The sequence below is a fragment of the Winogradskyella vincentii genome, assembly GCF_020166345.1.
Taxonomy (GTDB): Bacteria; Bacteroidota; Bacteroidia; order Flavobacteriales; family Flavobacteriaceae; genus Winogradskyella; species Winogradskyella vincentii.
The window spans coordinates 102,398-124,558 of sequence record NZ_JAIUJS010000006.1 but is presented as its reverse complement, the minus strand read 5'-3'; the positions used below and the strand labels follow the sequence as shown (position 1 = coordinate 124,558).

The window sequence follows — 22,161 nt, the reverse complement described above, 5'->3', positions numbered from 1 at the left end:
ACAATGGCAGAATACATTAAAATATATCCAGAAAACCCTAACCAAAAAGCGGTTCAGAAAGTTGTTGAGGTGCTTCAAAAAGGTGGGTTGGTAATATATCCAACTGATACGGTTTATGGTTTGGGCTGTGATATTACAAATATTAAAGCTTTAGAACGCATTGCTCAAATTAAAGGCGTTAAGTTAGAGAAATCTAACTTTTCGTTTGTTTGTGAAGATTTAAGTAATCTTAGTGATTATGTAAAGCAAATAGATACCACGACCTTCAAAATTTTAAAACGAGCATTACCCGGAGCATATACGTTTATTTTGCCTGGTTCCAAAAATTTACCCAATCCATTTAAAAAACGTAAGACTGTTGGTATTAGAGTGCCAGATAATTCTATTGCGTTGGCACTTGTTTCTGCTTTAGGCAACCCAATTGTATCTACTTCAATCAGAGATGAAGATGATATTATTGAATATACTACAGATCCCGAATTAATTTATGAAAAATGGGATAATTTAGTTGATATTGTTATTGATGGTGGTTACGGTGGAAATGAGGCATCAACAATTATTGATCTATCAGAAAAACCTCCAGTAATATTAAGGGAAGGAAAAGGAAGTTTAGAAATTTTTTAAACTGTTTTCAAAAGTTTGGATACCCAATTACTGTTGCCGTAAAAAAGTAATAGTGAGATTAAACCACATACCAAAAACCCAATAAACAAGGGTTGTACAGAATCTTCAATATAACTCCCAATGTAATCTGCAATTGGTACTGCCATCACAGTTGAAATAAAGCCATTTAATGCAGAGCCAATTCCTGCTATATGTCCCATAGGTTCCATAGCCAAAGCCCTTAGATTCCCAAATAAAAATCCTATGGTAAAAAACTGCACAGCAAAGAAACCTATTAATACTTCAATACTCGGATTGTTTCCTCCCGAGAACATTAATAAAAAAATAAGCGAAGTTAAAATGAAGCTAATCATTGCAATATGAACAATGGTCTTCATGCCATATTTTACAACCAATTGACTGTTCATAAAAGTGGCTAAACCTACTGAAATAGCTAAGCTTGCAAAGATTAATGGGAATTCTTCGGCTAAATTATATTGATTTTCAAAAATCTGTTGTGAAGTGCTTAGGTAAACCATAAAGGAACCTGTTATAAAACCAGATAGAAGTGTATAAATTACTGCAGATTTTATTCTAAAGAATTGTATAGTTCCTGTGGTGAAGATTGTCAACCTGTAAGGAATTCGGTATTTGTCTTTAAGAGTTTCAGGTTGTCTTAACCAAAACCACAGTATTACAATTACCCCAAATATTAGTGTAAATGTGAAAATAAATTGCCAACTATAATTATTCATTAAATATTGTCCTATAGTAGGAGCCACAACAGGAACAAGAATAAATACCATAACTACTATGGACAGTATTTTGGCCATATAATCGCCTTCATAAGAGTCTCTTACCATCGCGATACACATAGTTCTTGGTGAAGCTAATCCTATACCTTGTAATACACGACCAAAAAGCATCATTTCAAAATTCTTCGTCGTTACACAAATAATAGACGCTATAACAAATAGAATAAAGCCTGCGTATACAATTGGTTTTCTGCCAAAACTATCGGATAATGGTCCAAACACGAGTTGTCCGATACCAAGTCCCAGAAATATAGAAGTTATCAGTTTAGGATTTTCTAAGGGACTAGACACATTTAAAAACTCTCCGATTTGGGGCAATGCAGGAAGTACAGCATCAATTGACAATGCAACGATTGACATCAGTGCAGCCATTAAGACGACAAATTCAAATTGAGAACGCTGTTGGTTTTGCATTGTGCAAAAGTAAACTAATTAAAAAGTCTATGTAGCAGACTTTATAATATTCATAACAAAAAAAGACCTCTTAAACTATAAAGTCTAAAAGGCCTTTTATCACAAATCATTAATTAGTTATAAAGGAATATTTCCGTGTTTACGTTTTGGTTTATTTACTTCTTTATTTTCAAGCATACTAAAAGCTTTAATAAGCTTACGCCTTGTATTTTTTGGTAAAATAACTTCGTCAATGTAACCACGTTCTGCTGCACTGTATGGATTTGCAAAGAGTTCTGCGTATTCAGCTTCTTTTTCCTTCCACTTTGCCTCTGGATCCTCTGCGCTAGTGATTTCACGTTTAAAAATAATTTCAGCGGCACCTTTTGCACCCATTACGGCAATTTCAGCATTTGGCCATGCAAAATTCATGTCTGCACCAATATGTTTAGAATTCATTACGTCATAAGCTCCACCATATGCTTTTCTTGTAATTACTGTAACCCTTGGCACTGTAGCTTCACTAAAAGCATATAACAATTTTGCCCCATTCACAATTATACCATTCCATTCTTGGTCGGTTCCAGGTAAGAAACCAGGTACATCCTCTAATACAAGCAATGGAATATTAAAACAATCACAGAAACGCACAAATCTTGCCCCTTTCTTAGAACTATCAACTCCTAATACTCCAGCTAAAAACATGGGTTGGTTTGCTACAATACCAACCGATTTTCCGCCCAATCTTGCAAAACCAACTATAATATTTTCCGCATAGTCTTTATGGATTTCATAGAAAGAGTCTTTATCTATAATGCCTTCAATAACCTGATGCATATCATAAGGCTTGTTCGGGTTGTCTGGAACGATTTCCGACAAACTTTCTCTTACTTCATCCTTAATCTGAAATTCTATAGCTTCAGGTTTTTCACGATTACTCTGAGGTAAATAGCTCAATAATTTTTTTACATCTTCTAGGCACTCTACATCATTAGCTGAGGTTTTGTGTGCTACACCTGATTTGGTAGAATGCACACTTGCACCACCCAATTCTTCACTAGTCACTTCTTCATTGGTTACTGTTTTTACAACGTTTGGCCCAGTTACGAACATATAACTCGTGTCTTGAACCATAATAGTGAAGTCTGTCATGGCAGGCGAATAAACGGCACCACCTGCACAAGGTCCCATTATAGCTGATATCTGTGGAATAACTCCAGACGCTTGTACATTTCTATAAAAAATATCAGCATAACCACCTAATGAGCGTACACCTTCTTGAATACGGGCACCACCTGAATCATTTAAACCAATAATAGGAGCACCCACATTAACAGCCATATCCATTATTTTACATATTTTCTCTGCATGAGTTTCTGATAACGATCCTCCAAATACAGTAAAATCTTGAGCGAAAACATAAATTAATCTTCCATCAACTGTACCGTAGCCTGTAACAACACCATCTCCATAAAACTTTTGATTTTCCATACCAAAGTCTTTGGTTCTGTGAGTAACCAGCGCACCAATCTCTTCAAAAGATCCTTCATCTAATAAATATAGAATCCGCTCTCTTGCCGTTAACTTCTTTTTTTGATGCTGCTTATCAATACGTGCTTGACCGCCACCTAATTTAGCTAAGGCGAGTTTTTCGTTTAGTGTTTTTATTTTTGAACTCATAATGTTATTAGTTAGGTAGTCTTAATAGTTTTTGATCCTCCAAATACTGTTTGAGCGCAAGTTTCGCTGCTAATTCTGCTTCAGTTCTACTTGCTTCTTCTACTATACTAGGAGAGAAATAATTCTTCACGAAATGTGTGTCAAAATTTCCGCTTCTGAAGGCTTCATGTTTACAAACAAATCTTCCAAAAGGTAGGGTAGTCCGTACACCTTTTACCTTGTAATTATCTATAGCATAAATCATCCATTCAATGGCCTCACTTCTGGTTTTACCATAAGTAATAAGTTTAGATAACATAGGGTCATAATAAATAGGAATATCCATACCTTCTTCAAAACCATTATCAACACGAACATGTTCACCCTTAGGTAGTTTATATTCTTCTAAGTTACCAACGCTTGGTAAAAAATCGTTCATTGGGTCTTCTGCATAAACACGAAGTTCAACAGCATGACCATTTATTTTAAGATCTTTTTGTTTAATGTTTAATTCTTCACCTCGAGCAACCTTTATTTGAAGTTCTACCAAATCTACTCCAGAAATCCATTCAGTTACAGGATGTTCTACCTGCAGACGTGTATTCATTTCAAGGAAATAGAAGTTGTGGTCTGCATCCATTAAGAATTCTACAGTACCAGCACCAATATAATCACAAGACCTCGCTACATTAATTGCAGCTTGACCCATTTTATCTCTTAACTGTGGTGTTAAAATAGCTGAAGGTGCTTCTTCTACAACTTTTTGGTGACGTCTTTGAATAGAACATTCGCGCTCAAAGAAATGCAGGTAATTACCGTGCATATCTGCCATAATTTGTATTTCGATATGTCTAGGTGATGTCACATATTTCTCAACAAATACAGAACCATCTCCAAAAGCAGAAGTTGCCTCACTAATGGCTCGTTTCATTTGACTCTCAACATCTTTCTCTTTTTCAACGATTCGCATACCTTTTCCACCTCCACCAGCAGCAGCTTTAATAAGAATAGGGAAACCAATACTTTTTGCAATTTCAACAGCTTCTTTAGGATCTGTAATTGCATGATCAACACCAGGAACCATTGGTATATTGTAGTCTTTGACCGCCTCTTTTGCCGCTAATTTATCACCCATCATTTTTATGGCCTTAGATCGAGGGCCAATAAAGGTGATTCCGTTGGCTTCACATAACTCTGCAAACTCTGCATTTTCACTTAAAAAGCCATATCCAGGATGAATACCGTCAACATTTAATGATTTTGCTATTTCTATAATTTTATCGCCTCGTAGATACGACTCGCTTGATGGAGCAGGGCCAATGCATACGGCTTCACCAGCATATTTTACATGTGGTGCATGTCTATCTACTTCAGAATAAACAGCAACAGTTTTTATACCCATTTGTTTGGCAGTGCGCATCACTCTAATGGCGATTTCACCACGATTGGCTACTAGAATTTTTTTCATGTTATTCGAATTCAATTAATAGTGAATCTTTTTCAACAGTGTCACCTTGTTTAACTTCAATGGATTTGATAATTCCATCACGTGGTGAATTGATTACATTTTCCATTTTCATGGCTTCTAAGATTAGCAAAGGATCATCTTCTTTAACTTCCTTACCTTCTGATACGCTAATCTCTAAGATTAAACCAGGCATAGGGGCTTTAATATTATTGACCTTTTTAGATGCACCAATTGCAAATCCCATTTCAGTGATTTGTTGATCTAAGGTGTCACTTATTGCAACCTCATACGTATTATTGTTAACCTTAATACGATATTGTTTTTTATCGATATTGGTATCTAAAATTTTTGCTTTAATCGAAGCATTATTGTGAAGAATGTGATACTGATTGGTTGAAGTTTCAACAGCATCAAGTTGATCTACTGCCTCTTTGTTTACATCAAACTCGTAGGACGTATTCACTTTGATTTTATACATAATTGCGTTTTTAGGAGTGCTAAATTATACATTAAACAAATGTCAAAACATGAAATAAATCATGTTTTATATAGCACTTATTTTAAGTTTTAAAATTCGAATTATTTTGATGAATTTTTATAGCCTTTTTTGATAGTATTATGCCTATAATCAAGGATATAAACGCGCCAATTGATATACCGGGAATAAAATTAATAAATAGGAAAAAATCATAGGAACCATGAAATACTACTGCCAATAATAATCCGGTAATATTATACCATAATCGGTGTTCTGAAAATTTTGCTTTTCCAATATAATAACCCATCAAAATACCAAACGAGGCATGTGCTGGTACAGCTGTAAATGCTCTTAATATTGCTGTTTGATAACCACCTTCTAAAACATATAGGACATTTTCTGTGCATGCGAAACCCATTGAGACCATAACAGCATAAATAATTCCGTCATAAGGTTCGTTGAAAGCTTTACGTGGTTGTGCAAAATACTTAACAATGACATATTTACTAAATTCTTCAGAAAGCGCAACCACAAAAAAGGCCTGTACAAATTGTTGCCAAATGCTATACTTATCAGTTACAGGTATAAAATGACCTGTGAAAAGATAAATGATTGTAACTATAATAATACTTACTACAGCACCAAGTATAAAGTTAAGTATTAACAGGCATGGAGGTTCTTTTTCATACTTATCCTGAATATAAATATATATTAGAATAACCAAAACTGGTGCAACGGCTAATAACACTAAATTCATACGCCTAATGATTTAATTGCGTTAAGCACAAATTGGTAATAGGGTTTATTGGTTGGGACAAAATGGCTGTTAACCTCACTCATTTCAAGTAACTCTTCAAATTGACTGTGAGTAACTAGTTTTAGTGCTTCAACTTCATCTTCTTGAGGCTCTAATTTGTCAATCTTTTCGTTAAGCTGAGCAATATAAACTTGATGAAACTCATAATCAAGAACGTTACCATTGTCATATGATGATTCATGGAGTTTAACACCTATTTTTTTAAGGTCACTAGGGTTTAAATCTAAACCAATTTCCTCTTTTGTTTCACGTAGTGCAGCTTCTATAAACGATTCACCAGCATCAATATGTCCGGCTACCGAGACATCCCAAAGTAGTGGGAAAATCAATTTTTTATGAGACCGTTGTTGTAATAAAATTTCACCATCATTTGTATATAACCAAAGATGAATAGTGTTATGATACCAACCATTTTTATGGGCATCAGATTTTAGAGCCACCTTACCTGTTGGTTCTCCGTCTTTTGTTACTATGTCTATAAATTCATCCATAAAAAATAGCCTCAAACAAATGAGGCTATAATTTTATTTAAAATAACTAAAGGTTTCTCCATCTTCTATTTTTAGAAGCGTTTCATAAATCAACCTAATAACATTTTCTACATCTTCTTTATGCACCATCTCTACAGTTGTATGCATATATCTTAGTGGTAATGATATTAGGGCAGAAGCCACACCACCATTGCTATAGGCAAAAGCATCTGTATCTGTTCCTGTTGCTCTAGATAAAGCGGCACGTTGGAAAGGTATTTTCTTTTCTTCTGCAGTATCTGTTATTAAATCTCTTAGTTTTTGTTGAACCGCTGGTGCATACGCCACGACTGGACCTTTACCAATTTCTGCATATCCTTGTTTCTTCTGATCAATCATTGGAGTCGTTGTATCGTGAGTAACATCTGTTACTATGGCAACATTTGGTTTGATGGTTTGTGTTATCATTTCTGCACCTCGTAGGCCGATTTCCTCTTGTACAGAATTAGTTACATATAGGCCAAATGGTAATTTCTTTTTATTAAGGTGCAGTAAACGAGCAACTTCAGCAATCATAAATCCGCCCATTCTATTATCTAAAGCACGACAAACAAATTTATCTCCATTTAAAATATGAAACTCGTCCGGATAGGTTATTACACAGCCTACATGGACACCCATTTTTTCAACTTCAGCTTTATCCTTGGCACCTATATCAATACAAATATTATCTGGTTTTGGTGGTTCTTCTTTAGCTCTACTTCTAGTATGAATTGCTGGCCAGCCAAATACACCCTTTACAATGCCTTTTTTAGTATGGATATTTACTATTTTACTAGGTGCAATTTGATGATCACTTCCACCATTTCTTATCACATATAAAAGCCCTTTATCTGAAATATAATTGACATACCATGAAATTTCATCGGCATGTCCTTCAATAACTACTTTGTATTTTGCTTTTGGATTAATTACAGCTACAGCAGAACCATAGGTGTCTGTAATAAACTCATCAACATAAGGTTTTAAGTAATCCATCCAGAGTTTTTGCCCATCCCATTCATAACCAGTTGGTGATGCATTATTTAGATATTTCTCTAAAAAGTCCATTGACTTTTTTGTCAATAATTGCTTTTTTGCCATGTGTAAAAATTTTTGTTTAAAAATAATAATATTAATACGAAATTAAGGTTAATGGTAGTATTAATTCTTAATTTTGATGCTACTCTAAATAGGTTTTTTGGAATGGTTTTAGCTAGAGTTTATTTATGAAATATTTAGTCTACATTTTTTTGTTTTTTAACCTCCTTGTCACTGCACAGATTGATCCTGTAAAACAAGATTCAACAGTAGTAGAATATATTATAATTGAAGGTGATTCTATTCCAAGAACTGCTATAGATTTAGATGAGGTTTTAGTATTACCAGAATTGAATTTTAAGAACAGGGATGAAAGAATTAGATATATAGTTTTACGTCGTAAAACATTAAAAGTCTATCCATATGCAAAGTTGGCAGCAGAACGATTAGAATCTTTAAAAGAACGACTCTCAAAACTAAAGCGTAAAGGCCAGAGAAAGCGCTACGCAAAGGTGATACAAAAATATATAGAGGATGAGTTTTCTGCTGAGTTGAAGAAGCTTACTAAAACAGAAGGTCAAATTTTAGTAAAACTTATACATAGGCAAACAGGTACCACAACTTTTGATTTAATAAAAGAATTGCGAAGTGGATGGCGAGCTTTTTGGTTTAATAATACAGCGAAGGTTTTTGATATTTCTTTAAAAAAAGAGTTTAGCCCTATTGATGAGAAGGAAGACTATTTAATCGAAGATATATTGCAACGTGCATTTCAGAATGAACAGTTAGAGCGGCAAAGGCCTGCTTTTGAAATCGATTTTTATGCATGTGTAAATAAATGGGGCAAACCTAAAACCAAAAAATAATGAGCGCACAAACAAAGCTAGAGGAACAGCTTAATTCTTGGTCTCATGGTATTGGTGCAGCACTGGGTATTGTTGGCCTGATATTGTTAATTTTATTTGTTGATAAGGAAAAACCGTTTCATTTATTCAGCGTTATTGTATATGGTATTTCCATTATCATTCTTTTTTTAGCATCAACACTTTATCATGCCGTAAGAGGTCAAAAACGCAAACATTATTTTAGAATCGTAGATCATATAAGTATTTATTTGCTTATTGCTGGTACTTATACACCTGTCTTACTTATACAGTTGACTCAAAGCCTTGGTTGGCCTTTATTTTGGACTGTCTGGGGAATTGCCTTGTTTGGGATAATTCTTAAGCTTTTCTTTACTGGTAAGTTTGAAGTGTTTTCAACATCCTTATATCTTATTATGGGCTGGCTAATAGTATTTGATTTTAGTAATTTATCAGATGCTCTTGGACCTAATGGTTTACTTTGGTTATTCGCAGGTGGTTTATTCTATACAGTAGGTATAGTTTTTTATGCCGTACAACGCTTACCATACAACCATGTGATATGGCACTTTTTTGTGCTAGGAGGTGCTATAAGCCATTTTTTTATGATTTATTTCCATGTTATTTAAAAGCGTTTCTTTTTATAAAGAGCTATTTTTTGTCTAAGTTGTTTACAGGAGAAATCATAATATGCGCCCTATGTGTTCCTGGGTTCATAATCCAAGGATGATTAGAAGCTACTGGTGCTTCAGGAAGTCCTGTCGTTTCTGAAGTTGCAAATGGTAGATATACAACATAACGGTATATTGCATCTTCAACTAATGAGGTTTCAGGATCGTATCTATTGCTAGTGCCGTAGTAAATATGAAGTGTAGCACCAGGTTCTCCCATACTAAGCTTACCAGATTTAACTTCCTCTTCTCTGATATCAAATATTTCTACTCCTGTTTTACCCTCAGCTTTTAATTCTCGACCTCTTGCCATAAAAGGTTCTAGGCTTTTATGATAACAGGCAGCATTAAATCCTGACTTTTTTGGATTGTCAGTTAAAACAATGAACTCATTGGTACCTTCTCTAAACGTTACAAATTCTCCAGCCATATTATAGCCTATAACTTTGCAATTTGCTCTACTTGATTTTGGAGCTGCCATTAAGGCTGTAGCTACCAATGCCTCGTCATTGTCAATCGAAACATAGTTCTTTTTAGTTGTATCAGTTACCGTATCGTTTGTAACTTCTGTGATTTTTGATTCAGATTCTGTTTTGGTTTTTTCATTTGTATTACATGATGTAATAACGACGATTATGAATAAAGCTGACCATAGATTTCTCATGAGTAAAGAATTTATTGGTTAATTATGAAATATTGAATACCTGTATCTTATAAAAATACACAATTTTACTGGCAATTTTGTGTGATGAAAACAATTAGCGAAGACTTATCCTTTGATAATATCTCTATATTCTTCAAAGAATGTTTCAAACAAAATCATGTTGGTATTAAAGAATTCCATAACAGCTCTCCATGAGTTTTTGTTATGAATAGATACTTTTTGTTCTAGTGGTAAATAGATTCGAGATATTTCTTTTCCATTGTCTAAATAGAATTCTTCTTCGTAAATAGCATCGGGCAGATAGTCGCTGTGCAGAATGTTTTTTAGTGCAATTAGTTTTTCCCAACAATTAATGCGATTTTCTAAATCATCTTCTAGATCTAGAGTAATGAATGCCTTTTTTGTGTCAAAATAAAACTTGAAGGAAAGACCTTTGATTTTTGTATTGTATAAAAGCCATTTTCTTGGAAAGGATTTTCCGAAACTCGTCCAAAATTCTTGACGTAACAAGCGACTATCTTCTTTCGAGAACATTAAATAAAATAAGCAATTAACACACCTAATACAATAGCGAGAAGCTTTGATAAATTAAACTTATGCCCTTCGCCAGTTTCAAATAAAATAGTTGTAGAGATATGTAAAAAGATACCAATAGCAACTGCACTAACAATATCTTCATATTCTGGTGCTATTGAAGTATTATTAGAAATAATTGTACCTAGTGGTGTCATTACACCAAAAACTAGCAAAAATCCAACAATTTGAATCTTAGTATAGTTTGATTGTAATAAAAACGCAGTGATAAGAGCTGCTATAGGAATTTTATGGATAAATACTCCATAAACCATGTCATTATGTTGGTGAATTGGGAATCCTTCGATTAAGCTATGAATACATAAACTTAAAAATAGGAGCCAAGGAAACCGATTTTCTTCTTTATGAATATGTATATGTCCATGCTCCGCACCCTTTGAGAAAAACTCTAATATGACTTGAAGTAAAATACCGCACATTATAAAAAGCCCGGTGCGTTTGGCATCTAAATGCTCATATACTTCTGGCAATAGATCAAATAAGGTTAATGCTAATAAAAATGCACCACTAAAGGACAATAAAAGCTTAGTGCCTATGGATTTTTGCTTTTTTGTTAGAATGGCGATTACAACACCTATAATTATTGCATAAACAGGAAATAGATACTTATTCATATCTGCAATTTACTTAAAAATCATAATGAGACGTTCTGACGTGTTTGATTGGTATTTACTAAGATTATAATCACCAAACACATCAAGCAAGTGAACACCTGCTTTTTCAAATAAATTTTTAAAATCTTCTAGTGTAAAAGCTCTCACACGCTCCTGAAAGTTGAATTGCTCACTATCAATTTCAAAACTTATATCTTTAATAATGTAACCATTTTCAGCCCTTCTTTTTTGATAAAAATCAATCCCATCAACCGATTTAACATCTTGAGCTACTAAATTGGATGTAACATAATTGGTATTCATAAAATCAATAACTCCAAAACCAAATTCATTAAGCTCTGATTTTATTGCCTTAATCGTGTTAAGATTACAGCTTTCGTCATCAAAATAGCCAAAACTTGTAAAGAGATTAAAAACGGCGTCAAACTTATCATTAAAAGGTTTACTCATATCATGTACCTCAAACTTTAAGGTATCATTTTCATATTGCTTAGCGTAGTTAATACTCTGTTCTGATAAATCTACACCTGTAACATCATAGCCTAATTTATTTAGATAAACGGAATGCCTTCCTTTACCACATGCCAAATCCAAAATTTTTCCGTTATCTGGCAGATTTAAATAATTGGTAAGATTATCCATGAAACCCTGAGCTTCAGAGTAATCTCTATCTTTATATAAAATATGATAATAAGGCGTGTCAAACCACGATGCATACCAATGTTTAGTGGATTTATTCATATCAATAAATGTCGCACAAAAATACTGTATTTTTGCAATCTATTAGACGTTGCTTATGGACAATAATTTCAAAATGGTTGCTAAAACTTTATTTGGCTTTGAGGATATTCTGGCTAATGAATTGACTCAATTGGGTGCTATGCATGTGGAAAAAGGTGTCCGAAATGTCAGTTTTGTTGGTGATAAGGGTTTTATGTACAAGGCTAATCTTGGACTTAGGACAGCAATAAAGATTTTAAAACCAATTCATTCTTTTAGAGTAGCACGTGAGCAAGATTTATATAATAACGTTAAAAAATTTAAATGGGAAAATTTCCTTAAGACGGATGGTTCACTGGCAGTAGATGCAACGGTTCATCATAGTATTTTTACCCATTCTAAATATACTGCACTTAAAACAAAAGATGCTATTGTAGATCGATTTAGAGAAACAACTGGTACAAGGCCTAATGTAGATCTTCGCTTCCCTGATCTAAAAATAAATGTTCATATCGATAGGCAGCGTTGTACAATATCACTCGATACGTCTGGTGAATCCTTGCACAGAAGAGGATATAAAACAGCAACTAATATTGCGCCAATAAATGAAGTATTGGCAGCAGGATTAATAATTATGAGCGGTTGGGATGGTCAAACTGATTTTATGGACCCAATGTGCGGTAGTGGAACTATTTTGGCAGAAGCCGCAATGATTGCCTGTAATATTCCACCCAATTTAATGCGTAAAGAATTTGCTTTTGAGCGTTGGCAAGATTGGGATGTTGATTTATTTGAAAAAATTGAAGAATCGTTACTGAAGAAAACAAGAGATTTCCACCATAAAATTTTTGGGTATGATAAATCACCATCTGCTGTAAAAAAGGCAAAAGAGAATATAAAGAATGCCCATTTAGATGAGTTTATTTCAATAAAGCACGAAGATTTCTTTAAAACTCAAAAAGCAGGTTCTGAAAAATTGCATATGGTTTTTAATCCACCGTATGGTGAACGACTAGAAAATCTTAATGTTGAAGAATTCTATGGTAATATTGGAACTACACTAAAACATGGTTATCCAAATACAAATGCTTGGTTGATAACTTCAAATTTAGAGGCACTTAAGTATGTTGGTCTGAGACCTTCACGAAAAATTAAAGTATTTAACGCAAAACTGGAGTCGAGATTGGTTAAATACGAAATGTACGAAGGTAGCCGAAAGGCAAAGAAGCAAGTTCAATAATTAAAATGTCTCGAATTCCTTTTTTTCATCTGGATTCTTTGCCACTAACGTTTTAGGATAAGTATCGTACAGATCTGATACTAGGTCGTATATGTATGGTTTCAATTTTTTCTCTGATTGTTGAAGATCACAAACTATAGAAGCATGCCAAATTACTTTTTTGGTTTCAAAATCTGCAACATAGACAACTAATGTCTCTTCTTCATAAGTTTCAGTGTGAATTGTACAGCTCTCCCAATATTCTAATTCTTCTGAATGTTCACAATCCGTAAATTCTGCAGTCTCTTCACTAATTAGTAATCTAAATCCGGCTTGCAATTGTGGTTTTAATACATTGGTTCGGTGTCCTTTATTTTCAATTTCTAAGGCAACCGCATCACCAATAATTCTTCTTACTTCTTCATTGTCTAAATCGGGATGATTAGTATGTTCTACAAAAAAATCATCCATACATAATACGTAAGTATCGTATTGGTTAAAGTCTACTTCTAGGTTATAATCATATACAACTTCACTGGTAGAAGCACAGCCCAAAATAATTGCGAATAATAATAACAAAAGTTTATTAACAGTTTTCATGACTCCAGAGTTTAGAATTTTACTAAAGGTCTAAATATTGAAGTAGAATAACTATGACAAATGTCAAGTTTAAAATAATAAGTTTATTTATGGTTTTCTATCTCCTCTAGTTGAATCGTATAGTCATATTGAAGATCTTCATGAAGTGCAGTGATTTTCTTCTGAATAGAAACCACTTGTCTATGGTAGAGATTGCTCAAAGTTCTGTTTCTGTGAATCGAAGGTGTAAGTGAATTTAACCGTTCACAGAAATAAAGAAGGAGTTCTACTTCGGTTGATTTTTTGTTAGAATACCTGTTGTAGGTTCTTATTTGCCTTAATATTTTACGAATCGTTTTTTTCATATAGAAATAACTATCCGTATTCATAGTTTCAAATAGTTCGTCTAAGGTATTTTTTACACTAGCCACATAACCATCTTCATCATGGGATTCAAAAAGTAGATAGGTGAGTAGTGCTTTATTTTCTTTTTTAAATCTACCTAATCGTAAACACAGAGCTAGTAAATCCTCTTTTGGAAGGTGTTTTAATTCTTTTTTAATTGTAACAATAGATTCAATCTTCATTCTACAAATTTAAAGCATTTAAAACGGATTGCTTATAGGTTTGGCCAATTGGTATTGTGTAATTATCAACTGAAATTTGATTACCTGAAACTTGTGTCATTTTATTAAGATTTACACTAAACGATTTGTGTACTCTAAGAAAATAATCTGGAAAATTTTCAATTAAACTAGAAAATGTACTATGTGTTACAATAGTTTTGTTTTCTGCATGCACCTTTACATAGTCGCCAAAAGCTTCGAGGTAAAGAATATCATCAAAATTAATTTTATGAAGCGATTTGTTCTCTTTTAAAATTATAAAATCTTGAGCATCGCTTTCAATGTTTAATAGGCTTATGGTCTTGTTAATTGCTGTAAGAAAGCGTTCAAACGAAATAGGTTTTAATAGGTAATCAACTGCATTTACTTCAAACCCTTCAACAGCATATTGAGGATAAGCTGTAGTGAAAATAACCTTTGGCGGATTTTTAAGGGTTTTGTAAAAATCTAATCCTGTTTGATTAGGCATATTAATATCTAAAAACAACAGATCTACATTTTCATTTAATTGCAGGTATTTAAATGCTTCAGAAGCATTATTGCAAGTTATTTTTAGGTCTAAAACAGTTACCTCAGCAACAAAATGTTGCAACACCTTTTGTGACGAAATTTCGTCATCAATAATCAAGCATGATATTTTAGTTTTATGCTTCATCGGTTAAATTTAAGATAACTCTAAAAATATCTTCATTTTCACTTATAGTTAGTTGGTGTTTATCAGGATATACCAAATTTAAATTATTCTTGAGGTTACTTAAACCAACACCTGAGTGTTTTTCATTAATTGCATTTTTTATTTGAAGATTTGCGTTTGAAATTTCAAAGCAAAATGTATTTCCTTTTTGTGAAATACTTGCCTTGATAGGTAAATGATCTTGACCATGGATATCCCCATGTTTATAACTGTTCTCCAGCAATGGTAATAAAAGCATTGGATAAATCTTAAAGTCGTAATCTTCTATATCTAAAGTAAAATCTACGGCATTTGTTGTGTTTATGCGATAATTTTGAAAAGCTATATAATTCTTCAATAAATTAACTTCATCTTTAAGACTTACCCTTTCAGTATCAGAATCATAAATAACATATCTTAAAATATCTGAAAGTTGAACAATAGCTTTAGATATGTCTTCTTTTTTTTCTAAAGCCAGCGCATAAATTACATTAAGAGAATTAAATAAAAAATGAGGGTTAATTTGAGACCTTAAAGCTGATAATTGGGTTTCAAACTGAAGACTTTTCTGTTTGAGTGCTTTATTCTGACTGCTATTAAAATAGAACCAATCCTCTCCTAGTTTCAGCAATGTAGTGCTTACAAGAAATATAGCAATTACTATAATTAAATTGTTGTTTGTGAGATATGAAATGAAAAAATAAGATGGAAAAAGAGTATCTAAAAATGGTTGAAAAAAATTATAAATAATATAGCCAAATACTAGGCCAGATAAGGCAAATCCTAATAAATATGAGATATATTTCTCTCTTTTGAGAAACTTTGGAATGAGCCCATAGAAATTAATGCAAACAGGAATAGCTATAAGAAGCAGAAATCCAATGGTGTAAATAAAATCTATTGTTACCGGTTGCTTGCCTTTTGTAAATACAAATATTAAAATTAGAAAAGCCAATATCCACAGAACACTATGAAACAGCAATGGTCTGTGGATATTTTTTGGTTTTATGAGTTGATGGATATTAAGGCTTGACATTGGCTGGTGTTAAAGTTTTTATTACATCTTTATCCCATTTATCTTCTAGATCTGACTCCATAAACTTTTTGAGGAATCTATAGAGTTCTTCGCTACTTGCCGTTAGAATAAAGTCTTCGTCTATTCCTGTTTTTTCGTGTTTAATCCTCAACTTTTTTTCCTTAATTAATTTTTTTACTACAGACTCATCAAGCCACTTTAGTTTTATTGAACCATTTTCTTGAAAATCAACAAAGGTTACCGAATGTGTTTTGAGTAAATGTTGTGCGGCAAGCCCATTTAAACCACTGTCTTCAAAGTCAAAAGGTGTGAAATCCAAAAATAAATGTTTACCTACCATAAACGGCATTGCTAGGAATAAAGCTTCTTTTTCCGAACTCGTATAATTTATAATATATGACTCCTTGTAGAGTTTATATGCTACTTCGTCTTCCTTCATTAGCTCTGTATTGCCTTCATTGTTCTTTTCCCAAGATTCTTTAAAGGACAAAATTTCCCATGTACTACTTTTTCCGGATGTCCAATTTCCGATTAAATCATCATTAAATTTTATATGCTCACTTAAGTAGAAGGGACGTAACGATTTTACGATGCATGAATTAAGAAGAAAAATTAGTGTAAATAATAATATGAGCTTTAATTTTTTCATGTCGAATGGATTTAAAGTTTATACAAATTTCAGGGTGTTTTATATTATAAACAACAAATTTCGACAAACAAGGATCTGCTCATGCCAAACAATATAGAGATGCTATTTTATTAATGATTTTAAAATTATACCTTATAGTGTTTACGTATTTTACGTTTAACACGTATAAGGCGAAAGATACCAATCGCAAGAATAATTACAGATACGTTAACTAATATTATTCCAAAGGATTCTATATCCGAAAACATTTCCAGTTTTATTATTGTTACTCCTGTCCCAAGTAATACTAAAAAGGTCCTAAAGTAAGCTAGAAAGGTGCGTTCGTTGGCAAGTTTAGTGCGTTCTATGGCAAGCCAATCCCTAGTAATTAATTGATTTTCTTCTTTATTTGACATTAAATTTCTCCCTTTAAAAGGTTTATACTAACTGTGGCTAAATCGCTATCAGGAAACCTAGCAAAATGATTGTCATCTGGCCTTAGTCCTGCTTTCTGAGCCATAGCTCTAAATACATCTACTTCTAAAATATACTGGTCACTGAATCCATGAGTAGCATCGTATGCTGTAGCTGGTGTCTTGCCAATATTTTTAGCTGTTAATTCTGGATTTATTGTATGTAATTCGATAATTAATAATCCAAATTTCTCAACATAAGGTTTCCATTTGTTGAGGTGTTCAAAAAGAGAGGCTTCAACGTTGTTATTTGACAACCTTATGCCATTAGTTGCAAAAGCTCCTGAGGAATTGCTTATAATATTGTGTTGATTATTTGGTGCATTCCAGATTCTATTGTGATCTAAAAATGTCCTTACATTCAGCAAATCTTTAAGCTCAATGTTGTAATCTTCCTTTAAATCCGAAGCTAAAAGGTCTGGTCTTCCTATATCACCCCAAATTATCTTAGCCCAGATATCTGCCTTAATCAGATTTGCTCGCGTTACCTTGAGAGCAGCCTTATTAAAATCTGCTCCGACTAATAGGAGAGGGTATTCATCTAACATCGTTCCTCTGAGAGTTTGTTGATCAATTACATTAAAAATGTGCTCTATAAATGCACCATTGCCACAACCCATGTCTAAAATGCCTTTAGGTTGTTCATCAATTGGCCTGTTAAACAAGTCAATAATCACCTTGTCAATTACTTTAAAATAAGTGGCGTGTGCACCACCACTTCCCCAAACATTCATCTCTCTATGAACATGTTTTTCGGTTTCGCTAGGTGATGTAGTCTTTAATATTTTTGGGTTTCCAAAGATGAGTTCATCAAGTTTTAAAAAGGTTGGAATATAGGATACCGTTACACCGTAAGCACTTGCGCGTTTAGCAAAAAACAGACCTTTATCGGTAAATTGATAAGTATTCTTTTTCTTGTTAAACCATCCTAAATGTGAAAAGAAGTCAAGAATCTTCCTAAAGCTCTCAGGATCTCTATGGTATTCTTCAGCTGTAAATGAGGCCTCCATAAAGTATTTATGAAAAAGACCATTGACACCAAGTAAAACTATAATAGGACCTACAATAACACCCTCAATATGTTTTAAAACTTGAAATTCTATTGATGATTCATCCTCATCAACTAAGCCATATTTACTTTCAAATTTTTTAAAGATTCGTTCCAAAGTAATAAATGCATCAACACTTATCATTTTTTCTTGAGCAAACCTGTCTGAATATTTTAATAGATTAACGACATCTTCATATAATAATGCAAGCTCAAATGCTTTTTTACTATTATGGTTAGTTTTATAGGTTACATGGTTGGTTTCATTATTTATTTCTTGAATTAGCCATCCTTGTGAACATAATACCCTTAATGCTACATTAAGATAACCTTCATTGGCTTTAAATTCTTTAGTTAAGTCATGTAAATCAATAGTTTCAAACTTTAGAATATGGTCTAAAACTTTATGTTTATGTAATGTATAAGCCGATGTTGATGTGGCAATACCGTCTAAGTGTCTGAAAATGGTGCTTCTAAGTTTTGACTTGTCTGTTTTTGTAAGCATTGAAGTTGTTTGATTTAAAGATATAAAAAAAGCACTTATTACTTTTAAGTGCTTTTTAAACTATAATTAATGACTAGAATAAATCAATGGTCTTGCCTTCATCTTCTTTTTTAATTTTAATCAGTAATTTTTTAAATCCTAATCCATTGACTTTATAAACCTTTGTACCTATAGACCAGTTTTCTTTTCTTTTAGAATAAGGCATCATTGGAAAGCCGTAACTAAATTTTGATCCGTCAGGTTTTGGACCAACCACATAAAAGTGGTTTCTGTTATTTGAATTATTCTTTATCCTGAATTTTATGAACTTGGGATTTTGGTTTTTAACGATTGTCAAAGAATTAAATACCTCCCTATTAATTTCCTTGTTATGAGAAATACCTGTAAGACCTATAAAGAACAATAATAGAATTGTCTTTTCCATGGTTTAGTTTTTAGTAATTTTTTCTTTAGGATCATTAAAAACTGCTTGGTATAAAATAGTTTCTGGCTTGTATTCAAAACTAATTTTTCTATTGTTTGAATCCTTCAATTCATATTCGTCATTGTTGTTTACAAATTTGAATTGTATTTGATTTACTGCAGTTTCTTTAGAAAGTGTACCTTCATATATACCATCATTATTTTGATCCTTTAATAGAATAGTTTCGTTCCACGAATTATCTGTGAAATTACCTCTAACCCCAACATATTCAGGTGCTTCAATAGATGACATATCTACCTTAAATGTTATTGTTTTTAAATGAACCTCTTGCACACAACTTGTGAGAATTAATCCAAATGCAATAATTATAATTGGTTTAATATTTTTCATGGTTTTATTGTTTTTTAGTGAATTGATATGTATTTCTTACAAATCGATTTTCATCATTCTTGTATTGAACCTCTTTAACAATTTTTAAGTTATCATCATCAAATTTGTGTGTTATAAAGATGTCGGCCTTTCTACCATTATCTTTACCTTCATAGTATGTGACAAAAATTCGTTCATCGTCTATTTTAGAGTTACTAATAACCTTTTCATTACCGTAATAAGCACCATCTTTTTTTAGCTTTACAGAAGATGAATTGTTTTTATTTGGCTCATAGGTATATTGAATATTTGTAATAATTCGATCATTTTTAATCTTCATCTGCATGGTAGCGTCAATTGTGCTTAGTTTTCCGGATTGGTAGTCTTTATATGTCAATTGACCTTCCCAACTGGTATTATTAAGAATTTCGAAATCTGAAATTTTTAAGGGTTCTTGTGCATTTAAGATCACTGCGCATCCAAATATGCTTAAGTATAGTAGTATATTTTTCATTTTATTTAAGTTTTTTACTGATTAAATAGTCTAAACCAAATCGTCCAGACCCGAGAATAAGATTGTAGATAGAAACCCATAGAAATCCTATAGCAGGTAACATTCCCCAAAGGCCTTGATTCCATTTTTGCATAAATATGGCGACCAACATGGTGCACATAATAAGAAATGAAGCTATCCTTGTTTTAAGACCTAGCATTAAAAATAATCCTCCAACGGCTTCACTAAATGCACCCATCCAAGCAAAGAATATTGGTGCTATAGCAAATATGCCACCATAAGTCGCTACGTCTTCTGGGAACCAGGCAGATACTTCGAATAAGTTTAAATTTTGACTGTCTGCAGTCCATGGCATTCCAAATTTATCAGCACCAAACATAGCTGTTAACCAAAGGCCACATAAAATGCGTGGTATGGCGAGAATTAAATCTGATGACCAATGTTTTTGAGTTACAGGTTCAATTAATTGTTTTAAAAGTTTTTTTAAGCGTTTCATTGCAAATCTGTTTTTGTTTGTTGGTACAAATTTGCAATGATAAAACCGGGTTGGAGACTTATATCGTAATGAGAGGTCTTAAATACGATTTGAGACGTCTCATGTGCTCTGTGATTTTAAATATTCGGTAGGAGAGGAGTTAGTTATTTTTTTAAATACCCTGTTAAATGTCGCTTTACTATTAAAACCACATTCCTCAGCAATACCAAGCAATGATAGTTGTTTATGCTTCTCTTCACTAAGCATTTTTTTGAAGGCATTGACCCTATATTCGTTTACAAAATCATTGAAGTTTTTATTGAAACCAGAATTTATGGTTTCTGATAGTTGTGCTCTACTCATTTTAGCCATTTTGGCTAAATCTGATAGATTGAGGTCAGAATTTAAATAAGCTTTTTCATTCTCCATTAAAGTCTTTACTGTATCAATATCCTCATTAGAAATAGACTTTACTTCAATATCGGTATTGGCCTCTGGTATACCTATGGTTTTAGGAGTGAAAGTAAAGTCTAACTTATTTAGTTTAGTAGTGTCAGTGAAATAGCCTTTAATACCAACATACAATGTTACTAGCGCCACAAAGAGATTAAGCCACCATCTTTGTTGATATCCTAAGTCAATAAAGCGAGCACCTATTATATCTTGTATAACACCATATAAGAATGAAAGACTGAATAGTATTAAAAAGCTGAGTATCCAATTAAGCTCTAGTTTATAAGTGTTAGAAAAATATTGGATGATCTTCTTTCTATAATTGTAAAACAGTTGAAAGGTAAATGCCAAATAAACGAGTATAAAAGGAGCTTCGATATAACTCATTATAGACTGAACGTAAGTCTCGTCTAATTCAATTTTTAATATTCCATTTTGTGTGTCGTCAAAACCTGGTTGAAAGGCATCATAAGTATAAATAGCAAAGCGATATATAATAACAGCAAATGCTAATGCAAAATGCCACCAATATGATTTCTTAAACTTGAAATTCGATGTGGTTATGGATTTTACATACAAGAAAATAAGTGGAGCTAAACCGATTCCAATATTAATTAGGAAATAATTGATTTTGGTTGTCCTAAATTCGTTATACCATCCCATGAAACCAACGGTGTAACAAATTTGGCTATAGCAAGTGAGTAAGAGTATGAGTCCTAAAAACAAATCAGATATGTTTCTTTTTCTGTAGTAACGTGATAATAATAGTACTACGAATATTAAACCTTGAAGTACGAGTATTAAAAGAGGTAGGCTCCAACGGTTAAAATCTGGAAACATAAATGATATATTTTATTCCCTAAAGTTAGAATTTTTATTAAATGCTAAGGCCTTAAAAAGGTCTCAAATTGTAATTTGAGATAAATTAAATGGTTTTAGATGCAGCATTTATTTATCGCTACAAAGATTTTTATAGTCTTCTGCAAATTCGCGAATTATTGCTTTTGAATCTGGGTAATATTTGCCTTTTTCAGCATTTTCGATAAGCTTTGGACATTTCTTAAAACCTTTTTTAACCGAGCGTTTATTTGAATTTAAGAGGGTGAAATGCTGTACTTGGTTGTTCCTTTTTGAGACCTCTGGTTGTTATAGAAATTTGAGCATAGACCGAAATAGGAATAAACAGTACAGTTAGAACAAAATAGAGCTTGTATTTCATGTAATTTTAAT

At 32.7% G+C, this 22,161-nt stretch carries 28 protein-coding genes; 4 read left to right on the top strand and 24 right to left on the bottom strand.

The annotated features are described in order from the left end of the window. Positions 1 to 3 precede the first annotated feature (3 nt). Positions 4 to 624 carry an L-threonylcarbamoyladenylate synthase gene (locus LBV24_RS11945; protein ID WP_224478907.1) on the top strand — a complete coding sequence of 207 codons (621 nt, stop codon included), beginning with the start codon at positions 4 to 6 and terminating at the stop codon, positions 622 to 624. Here the strand turns inward: LBV24_RS11945 and LBV24_RS11940 are convergent. From LBV24_RS11940 to LBV24_RS11910, 7 genes are all read right to left on the bottom strand, one after another. Then, positions 621 to 1,832: a multidrug effflux MFS transporter gene (locus LBV24_RS11940; RefSeq protein ID WP_224478906.1), complete on the bottom strand. Its 1,212-nt coding sequence runs from the start codon at positions 1,830 to 1,832 to the stop codon at positions 621 to 623. The genes LBV24_RS11945 and LBV24_RS11940 overlap by 4 nt on opposite strands. A gap of 117 nt (positions 1,833 to 1,949) precedes the next feature. Further along, complete coding sequence (locus tag LBV24_RS11935; protein WP_224478905.1) at positions 1,950 to 3,491, bottom strand: acyl-CoA carboxylase subunit beta; 1,542 nt, start codon at positions 3,489 to 3,491, stop codon at positions 1,950 to 1,952. Between the two features lie 7 nt (positions 3,492 to 3,498). Further along, positions 3,499 to 4,938, bottom strand: coding sequence for an acetyl-CoA carboxylase biotin carboxylase subunit (locus tag LBV24_RS11930; RefSeq protein ID WP_224478904.1), 1,440 nt, complete (start codon positions 4,936 to 4,938; stop codon positions 3,499 to 3,501). A gap of 1 nt (position 4,939) precedes the next feature. After that, the gene (locus LBV24_RS11925) at positions 4,940 to 5,416 is read right to left on the bottom strand and encodes an acetyl-CoA carboxylase biotin carboxyl carrier protein subunit (RefSeq protein ID WP_224478903.1); all 477 of its coding nucleotides are present in this window, start codon (positions 5,414 to 5,416) and stop codon (positions 4,940 to 4,942) included. Between the two features lie 82 nt (positions 5,417 to 5,498). Beyond that, entirely contained in the window at positions 5,499 to 6,173 is a 675-nt protein-coding gene (locus LBV24_RS11920) for a PrsW family intramembrane metalloprotease (protein WP_224478902.1), read from the bottom strand. Next, positions 6,170 to 6,724, bottom strand: coding sequence for an NUDIX hydrolase (locus LBV24_RS11915; protein WP_224478901.1), 555 nt, complete (start codon positions 6,722 to 6,724; stop codon positions 6,170 to 6,172). The genes LBV24_RS11920 and LBV24_RS11915 overlap by 4 nt, the downstream gene beginning before the upstream one ends. Positions 6,725 to 6,757: 33 nt before the next feature. Beyond that, on the bottom strand, positions 6,758 to 7,846 hold the full coding sequence (locus tag LBV24_RS11910) for a M42 family metallopeptidase (RefSeq protein ID WP_224478900.1): 1,089 nt from the start codon (positions 7,844 to 7,846) through the stop codon (positions 6,758 to 6,760). Positions 7,847 to 7,971: 125 nt separating this feature from the next. On the opposite strand from LBV24_RS11910, the gene LBV24_RS11905 reads away from it, so the two are divergent. Continuing rightward, entirely contained in the window at positions 7,972 to 8,649 is a 678-nt protein-coding gene (locus LBV24_RS11905) for a DUF4294 domain-containing protein (RefSeq protein WP_224478899.1), read from the top strand. Beyond that, the gene (gene trhA, locus LBV24_RS11900) at positions 8,649 to 9,275 is read left to right on the top strand and encodes a PAQR family membrane homeostasis protein TrhA (RefSeq protein ID WP_224478898.1); all 627 of its coding nucleotides are present in this window, start codon (positions 8,649 to 8,651) and stop codon (positions 9,273 to 9,275) included. The genes LBV24_RS11905 and trhA overlap by 1 nt, the downstream gene beginning before the upstream one ends. A 22-nt stretch (positions 9,276 to 9,297) precedes the next feature. On the opposite strand, the gene LBV24_RS11895 is transcribed toward trhA, so the two are convergent. From LBV24_RS11895 to LBV24_RS11880, 4 genes are all read right to left on the bottom strand, one after another. Further along, entirely contained in the window at positions 9,298 to 9,981 is a 684-nt protein-coding gene (locus LBV24_RS11895) for a hypothetical protein (protein WP_224478897.1), read from the bottom strand. Between the two features lie 105 nt (positions 9,982 to 10,086). Continuing rightward, on the bottom strand, positions 10,087 to 10,515 hold the full coding sequence (locus LBV24_RS11890) for a DUF4268 domain-containing protein (RefSeq protein ID WP_224478896.1): 429 nt from the start codon (positions 10,513 to 10,515) through the stop codon (positions 10,087 to 10,089). Then, entirely contained in the window at positions 10,515 to 11,189 is a 675-nt protein-coding gene (locus LBV24_RS11885; protein ID WP_224478895.1) for a ZIP family metal transporter, read from the bottom strand. Before LBV24_RS11885 ends, LBV24_RS11890 begins: the two co-directional genes overlap by 1 nt. Before the next feature lie 9 nt (positions 11,190 to 11,198). Next, entirely contained in the window at positions 11,199 to 11,930 is a 732-nt protein-coding gene (locus LBV24_RS11880) for a class I SAM-dependent methyltransferase (protein WP_224478894.1), read from the bottom strand. Between the two features lie 55 nt (positions 11,931 to 11,985). Here LBV24_RS11880 and LBV24_RS11875 point away from each other — a divergent pair, with 55 nt between their 5' ends. Then, complete coding sequence (locus LBV24_RS11875; protein WP_224478893.1) at positions 11,986 to 13,149, top strand: THUMP domain-containing class I SAM-dependent RNA methyltransferase; 1,164 nt, start codon at positions 11,986 to 11,988, stop codon at positions 13,147 to 13,149. On the opposite strand, the gene LBV24_RS11870 is transcribed toward LBV24_RS11875, so the two are convergent. From LBV24_RS11870 to LBV24_RS15215, 13 genes are all read right to left on the bottom strand, one after another. Continuing rightward, positions 13,150 to 13,728, bottom strand: coding sequence for a DUF4136 domain-containing protein (locus tag LBV24_RS11870; RefSeq protein WP_224478891.1), 579 nt, complete (start codon positions 13,726 to 13,728; stop codon positions 13,150 to 13,152). Between the two features lie 83 nt (positions 13,729 to 13,811). Further along, on the bottom strand, positions 13,812 to 14,294 hold the full coding sequence (locus tag LBV24_RS11865; protein ID WP_224478889.1) for a hypothetical protein: 483 nt from the start codon (positions 14,292 to 14,294) through the stop codon (positions 13,812 to 13,814). Position 14,295: 1 nt separating this feature from the next. Then, positions 14,296 to 14,988 carry a LytR/AlgR family response regulator transcription factor gene (locus LBV24_RS11860; RefSeq protein WP_224478883.1) on the bottom strand — a complete coding sequence of 231 codons (693 nt, stop codon included), beginning with the start codon at positions 14,986 to 14,988 and terminating at the stop codon, positions 14,296 to 14,298. Then, positions 14,978 to 16,042, bottom strand: a complete 1,065-nt coding sequence (locus LBV24_RS11855; RefSeq protein ID WP_224478882.1) for a sensor histidine kinase — start codon at positions 16,040 to 16,042, stop codon at positions 14,978 to 14,980. The genes LBV24_RS11860 and LBV24_RS11855 overlap by 11 nt, the downstream gene beginning before the upstream one ends. Further along, positions 16,029 to 16,691: a hypothetical protein gene (locus tag LBV24_RS11850; protein WP_224478881.1), complete on the bottom strand. Its 663-nt coding sequence runs from the start codon at positions 16,689 to 16,691 to the stop codon at positions 16,029 to 16,031. The genes LBV24_RS11855 and LBV24_RS11850 overlap by 14 nt, the downstream gene beginning before the upstream one ends. Before the next feature lie 125 nt (positions 16,692 to 16,816). Further along, positions 16,817 to 17,086 carry a YidH family protein gene (locus tag LBV24_RS11845; protein ID WP_224478880.1) on the bottom strand — a complete coding sequence of 90 codons (270 nt, stop codon included), beginning with the start codon at positions 17,084 to 17,086 and terminating at the stop codon, positions 16,817 to 16,819. Then, complete coding sequence (locus LBV24_RS11840) at positions 17,086 to 18,696, bottom strand: class I SAM-dependent methyltransferase (protein WP_224478878.1); 1,611 nt, start codon at positions 18,694 to 18,696, stop codon at positions 17,086 to 17,088. The genes LBV24_RS11845 and LBV24_RS11840 overlap by 1 nt, the downstream gene beginning before the upstream one ends. 73 nt (positions 18,697 to 18,769) lie before the next feature. Then, complete coding sequence (locus LBV24_RS11835; RefSeq protein WP_224478877.1) at positions 18,770 to 19,120, bottom strand: hypothetical protein; 351 nt, start codon at positions 19,118 to 19,120, stop codon at positions 18,770 to 18,772. A 3-nt stretch (positions 19,121 to 19,123) separates the two neighbouring features. Beyond that, positions 19,124 to 19,510 carry a hypothetical protein gene (locus LBV24_RS11830; protein WP_224478876.1) on the bottom strand — a complete coding sequence of 129 codons (387 nt, stop codon included), beginning with the start codon at positions 19,508 to 19,510 and terminating at the stop codon, positions 19,124 to 19,126. 4 nt (positions 19,511 to 19,514) lie between these two features. Next, the gene (locus LBV24_RS11825; RefSeq protein ID WP_224478875.1) at positions 19,515 to 20,003 is read right to left on the bottom strand and encodes a hypothetical protein; all 489 of its coding nucleotides are present in this window, start codon (positions 20,001 to 20,003) and stop codon (positions 19,515 to 19,517) included. 1 nt (position 20,004) lies between these two features. Then, the gene (locus tag LBV24_RS11820) at positions 20,005 to 20,499 is read right to left on the bottom strand and encodes a DoxX family protein (protein WP_224478874.1); all 495 of its coding nucleotides are present in this window, start codon (positions 20,497 to 20,499) and stop codon (positions 20,005 to 20,007) included. Positions 20,500 to 20,598: 99 nt separating this feature from the next. After that, a complete protein-coding gene (locus LBV24_RS11815; protein WP_224478873.1) occupies positions 20,599 to 21,771 on the bottom strand; it encodes a helix-turn-helix domain-containing protein in 1,173 nt (390 codons plus the stop codon). Between the two features lie 244 nt (positions 21,772 to 22,015). After that, positions 22,016 to 22,150, bottom strand: coding sequence for a hypothetical protein (locus tag LBV24_RS15215; RefSeq protein ID WP_262902025.1), 135 nt, complete (start codon positions 22,148 to 22,150; stop codon positions 22,016 to 22,018). Positions 22,151 to 22,161 lie beyond the last annotated feature (11 nt).